Origin of the sequence: Acidovorax sp. CF316, assembly GCF_000276605.1 — a bacterium.
GTDB lineage: Bacteria > Pseudomonadota > Gammaproteobacteria > Burkholderiales > Burkholderiaceae_C > Acidovorax.
In genome coordinates this window covers 1-4,723 of sequence record NZ_AKJX01000174.1, presented here as the reverse complement: position 1 = coordinate 4,723, position 4,723 = coordinate 1, and the positions used below count along the sequence as shown (strand labels likewise).

The following is a 4,723-nucleotide window of genomic DNA, read 5'->3' as shown; positions in this document are numbered from 1 at the left end:
GGTGACGGGCACGCCGTCCACGGTGGTGGGCGGTGGAGGAGTGGGGTCGGGAGATGGGATCACTCCCACCGTGATCGAGATGGTGTCGGTATCGGTCTGGTTGCCACCCGTGCCCGTCAGACCCTGGTCGTCCGTGGCGATCTGGATGCTTGCCATGCCGTTGTAGCCGCTGGCCGGCGTGAAGCCCATGCCGTTCAGGGCCGTGTTGATGTCGGCCAGCGTACCTTCGAAGGTCATGGTGGCATCACTGGTGCCGCTGCCCACCAGGAAAGCCAGGCCGGTTGTGCCGGACAGGGTCAGCAGCCCGTTGGTCGCGGTCAACGTGACCTTCACGCTGCCAGCGCCGCTGTCCGCATCGCTGATGGAGACCAGATTGCCATTGCCGGTGTTGAACACCAGCGCGGTGTTTTGCGGTGTGGCCTGGGTGGCGGGAACCTGGTTGACCGGTGCGTCGTTGCGGTTCGCTACGGTGACGGTCGTCGTCGCGGCGGTGCTGCTGGAGTTGCCGTCGTTGACCGTGAAGCTCACGGTGCGATTGGCGGTGTTGGGCGTGTCCGAGCTGTTGGTGTAGGTCACCGAGCGCAGTGCGGCCTGCCATTGCAGCAGGGTCGCACTCGCCCCGCCGGAAGTCAGCGTGAGTTCGCCGGTGGCAGCGTCGTACGACGCGTTGATGTTGCCCATCATGGCGGGGATGTTCGTGAATCCCAGCACGTCCTGACCGGCTTGGAAACTGCCCGTGATGCGCACCGTGGCGCTGGCGAAGGTGTTGTTGTCGGCATCGCTGATGGTCAGGCCGCTGTCGACCACCACCGGAGTGCTCGCAGTGTTGGCACCTTCGATGAAGGCGGTGGTGCCACCGCTGGCCGTGGCGATCGGTGTCTGGTTGGTGGCAGCCACGGTGATGGTTTTGGTAGCGGTGTTGCCATCGACCGAGCCATCGTTGGTGGTGAAGCTGATGGTGCGGTTGGCTGTGTCGGGGCTGGCCGAGGTGTTGGTGTAAGTGACCGCGCGCAGCGCGACCTGCCACTGCGCCAGCGTGGCCGTGGCGCCTGCGGACGTCAGGGTCATGACGCCCGTGGCGCTGTCGTAGCTGCCGCTGATGTTGCCCATGGTGCCGAAGACGCTGGTGAAGGCCAGTTCGTCTTCCCCGCTTTGGAATGCGCCGGTGATGGCGACCGTGGCGCTGGCCAGGGTGGTGTTGTCGACGTCGGTCACGGTGAAGCCGCTATCCACCACGACGGGGGTGCTGGCGACGTTGTTGCCTTGTAAAAAAGCGGTATTGCCGCCGGATGTGGTGTCCACCGGCAGGTCATTGACGCTGCTCACGCTGAGGCTCGCCTGGGCAGTACCTGTGGAAAACGCGGTGGTGGCTCCGTTGGTAGTGGTGCTTGCCACATTGCGGGTTGAATTGGTGGACGCGGTGCCACTGGTCTGATCCCAGGCGCGCACGGTCAGGGTGGCCGTTTCGCCATTGGCACTGTCGGGCACATAGCGCACCTGGGTGGTGGCCGAGAGCAGCAGTGCGGCCGAGGCGCTCACGGAGCCCACACCATTCCACGTCACCCCGTCGGTGGAGTATTGCCAGGTGCCATTGCCGCTGTGGGCCGTGATGGCGACGCCGCTGGCAGGGCCGTCCACATCGTTGTGGGTCAGGCCGGCGAGCAGGGTCGACACCAGCGTGCCGGTGCTCGGCGTGTCCTCATTGGTGGTCGCCAGTGAAAACGGCCCGCCGGAGAGCGTGGGCGCATCGTTGACGGCCACCACGGTGACCGTGGCCGCGATGGCCAGGCTGGTCGTGTCGACGCCGCCATTGGATGTGCCCCCGTTGTCCTGGATGGAGGTGAGCGTGATCACGCGGTTGGTAGCAGTGGTGGGCACCTCGCTGGTGTTCTGGTAAGAGACACCGTCCACCAGGATCTGGGCCGCGGCGGTGGAGATACCGGCGACCTTGGTGAGTGTGACGGTGGCAGTGCCGGCAGCCACGGACACCGAGTAGGTAAAGCTGTTGGTCGCCGTGGTTCCGCTGTTGCCGTTGGTCAGGCTGATCTGCGAGCCGTCAATCCCCAACTTCTCGTTCGTGCCGTCCGCCACGTTGGCGACGGTGAATCCCATGGCGGTGATGGCCTGCCCCGTCTCGACCGTGCCGATGGATACGCCACTGAACAGGTCGGCGGCAGAGCCGTTCTCGGTAAAGGTGGGTGTGCCGCCCGTGGCGGTGGCCGTGGGGGCATCATTGACAGGGGTGACGGAAACTGTGGAAACGCGGGTGGGCGAGGCGGTGGCGTTGCTGCCGCCGCTGTCCGTGATGCTGGTGATCGTGACCACGCGGTTGCTGTTACCGGGGTCCTGGCTGGTGTTGCGGTAGGTCATGCCGTCGACCAGCGTGCCCATCTGCGCGTCGGTGCGTGTCATGCCCGTTGCCGTGACCGTGGCGGTGCTTCCAGACACGCTGACGCTGTAGCTGCCGATGCCGGTCAAGGTGCCGCTGTTTCCATTGACCAGGGCGACATCGGTACCTCCGATGGTCAGTACCTCCGAGCTCCCATTGGTGACATTGCTCACTGTGAGGACCATGCCCTTGAAGGTCTGGCCAGCGTCGTTGGTGGCGGCTGTGACGGTGTTGAACAGATCGACGGTGCTGGCGTTCTCCGTGAAGCTGGGGTTGCCGCCAGTGGCGGCAAGAGACGGCAGGGTGAAAATGATGGGGGTATCGAAGTCGATGTCGTCCAGCGAGACGAAAATCTGCGGGTAGCCTATCGCCGTAGCCGAGAAGGTGAAGCTGGTTATGTTGTAGAAGTCGGTATTGCTAGAGAAGTCGTAAAGCTGGTACTTGGTATCGGTGGTGAAAGTCAGCGGGTTGCCACCCTGCGGAGTGAGGGTGTAGTCAACAAAAGGCGTCCCCGATATGACGCTTTCCTCAACGAGGAAACTCAGTCCCTTCAGTCGAAAGGCGCTGCCATCGGTTGCGCTGACGGTGACGGTCGCAGCCCCGATTCCGGCCGTATCCAGCATCAGGTAGGTGCTGTTGGTTGGTGAAAAGGCACCTGGGTTCTGAACCATGTGTTCGTACCCCGATCCTCCAGTGAGCGTGTACCTGACCCCGTTGTAGTCCAGCGTCGAGGTGACGCCGCCAACCTGTCCTGCGGTGACAGCAAAGTCCTGGTCCGCAGGCGGCGCCAGGACCTGTTGGTACTGCGCCAGCCCCGATAGCGGTGCGGTGCCCACGGCGCCATGCTGCCGGTCCAACCGCCAATTGCCGCCCAGGTGGGCAGCCCCCACCAGGTCGGTGGCCGCAGCCATATGGGCGCCTGTGGCCAGCGCCAGCGCCTGCACGAAGTCGGCGCCCACGTTGCCTGCGCCAGCCTGGCAGCCATACACCAGGATATCGCCATCTTCGGCCAGTGCCGACCCGATGTCGGACAGCACTTGCGCATGTTCGGCCACCAGGGCGGTGGTCAACTGCAGGCTGCCCAACAGCAGGCTGCCCGGGGTGCCATGGCTCAGCACATGCAGCGCAGCGATGCCACTGCGCCCTTGCAGATGGGCGGCCATCTGCGCCAGGCCATCGCCCCAGCCATCGAGCACCACCACCTCGGCCCCGGCGGGGGCGGCGGCCGCCAGGGTCTGCCAGTCGTGCAGGTCATCGAAGACAAACACCATGGATTGCGGCGATGCGCAAGCGCCCTGAGGCTGGTGGTGCTGGTCGATGGCGTGGCGGGTCATGGGCTATTCCTCGGGGATGGGGCGGCCCATTCTTTCTGCTGGTGCAGAGCCGCCCTGTTGTCGGTGGGGTCGGGAAGGCGCGCGCGATCCAGGCCGGCCGCAAGGCCTGGCAGGATTCGTCACGAGAACTGCGCGCGCTCCCGGCGCGGGGTCACAGCGGGCACCCGCAGGTGCATGTGGAAAGGGCCGCCGCAAGGGGCAGGCGCCTCGTTGTTGTAGTTGACCAGCTGCTCAGCTGATTATTACCAGAAAGTAATTTTTATTACAAAAGTGAATTGCCATCGGGAGCCTGGCGCCGGTCTGGGCAGGCTGCGCTGGCACCGGGCGTGACCTGGCGCGACAGGCATGCCGTTTTGGAAGGGGGCAGGCCTTGGTGAGGGAATCAGGTCAGCGCTGCAGCGCCTGGTCCGGGCGTTGCCGGTACAGGGCAAAGAACTCGCTGAGCGAAGCCGCCACGCGCACCGGTGGGTTGCCAGGCTGCAGGGGGTCGGCAAAGACTTCCGACTGGCCGCTGTCCGTGGTCCGGAGCCGAAAGACGTGGCTGTGGGTCAGGAAGTCTGCAAACTGCACGCCCCATTCAGAATGCTGCCCCTGGTTGGCGCGGCTGACTTCGTCCAGCGACCACAGGCGCCAGAACTCGCCGTCCATGGTCGCCATGCCGCCCAGGGTGGTGTACAGGGTGAGCACCTCGGGGGTGGCGGGCTGGCCCAGCTGGGTAAACAGGGCCTCGATCTGCGCGGTCTCCTCGGGTGGCAGCAGATCGGCCCCGTCGATGCGCCAGCGGGGAAGGAGTGCGCGGAGATCGGCAGACAGGTCCATGGCGGAATTGTCCGCCGGTATTGTGACGCCTGCAAGAATTCCATGGACCTGACTGCGCAGGGCCCTTGGAAAGCTGCCGGGGCCGGCCGTACCTTCAGGCGAACTCGATCCCCTCGCCGTCAGGCGAACTCAATCCCCTCGCCGTCAGGCGAACTCAATCCCCTTGGCCGTGAGCCCCACC

General features: G+C 65.1%; 2 protein-coding genes. Both read right to left on the bottom strand.

Going from position 1 to position 4,723, the window contains the following annotated elements; all coding sequences use genetic code 11:
* On the bottom strand, positions 1-3,723 hold a 3,723-nt coding region (locus tag PMI14_RS22335), incomplete at its 3' end, for a DUF4347 domain-containing protein (RefSeq protein ID WP_007857672.1).
* A 387-nt stretch (positions 3,724-4,110) separates the two neighbouring features.
* On the bottom strand, positions 4,111-4,542 hold the full coding sequence (locus PMI14_RS22330; protein WP_007857671.1) for a hypothetical protein: 432 nt from the start codon (positions 4,540-4,542) through the stop codon (positions 4,111-4,113).
* Positions 4,543-4,723: the final 181 nt, after the last annotated feature.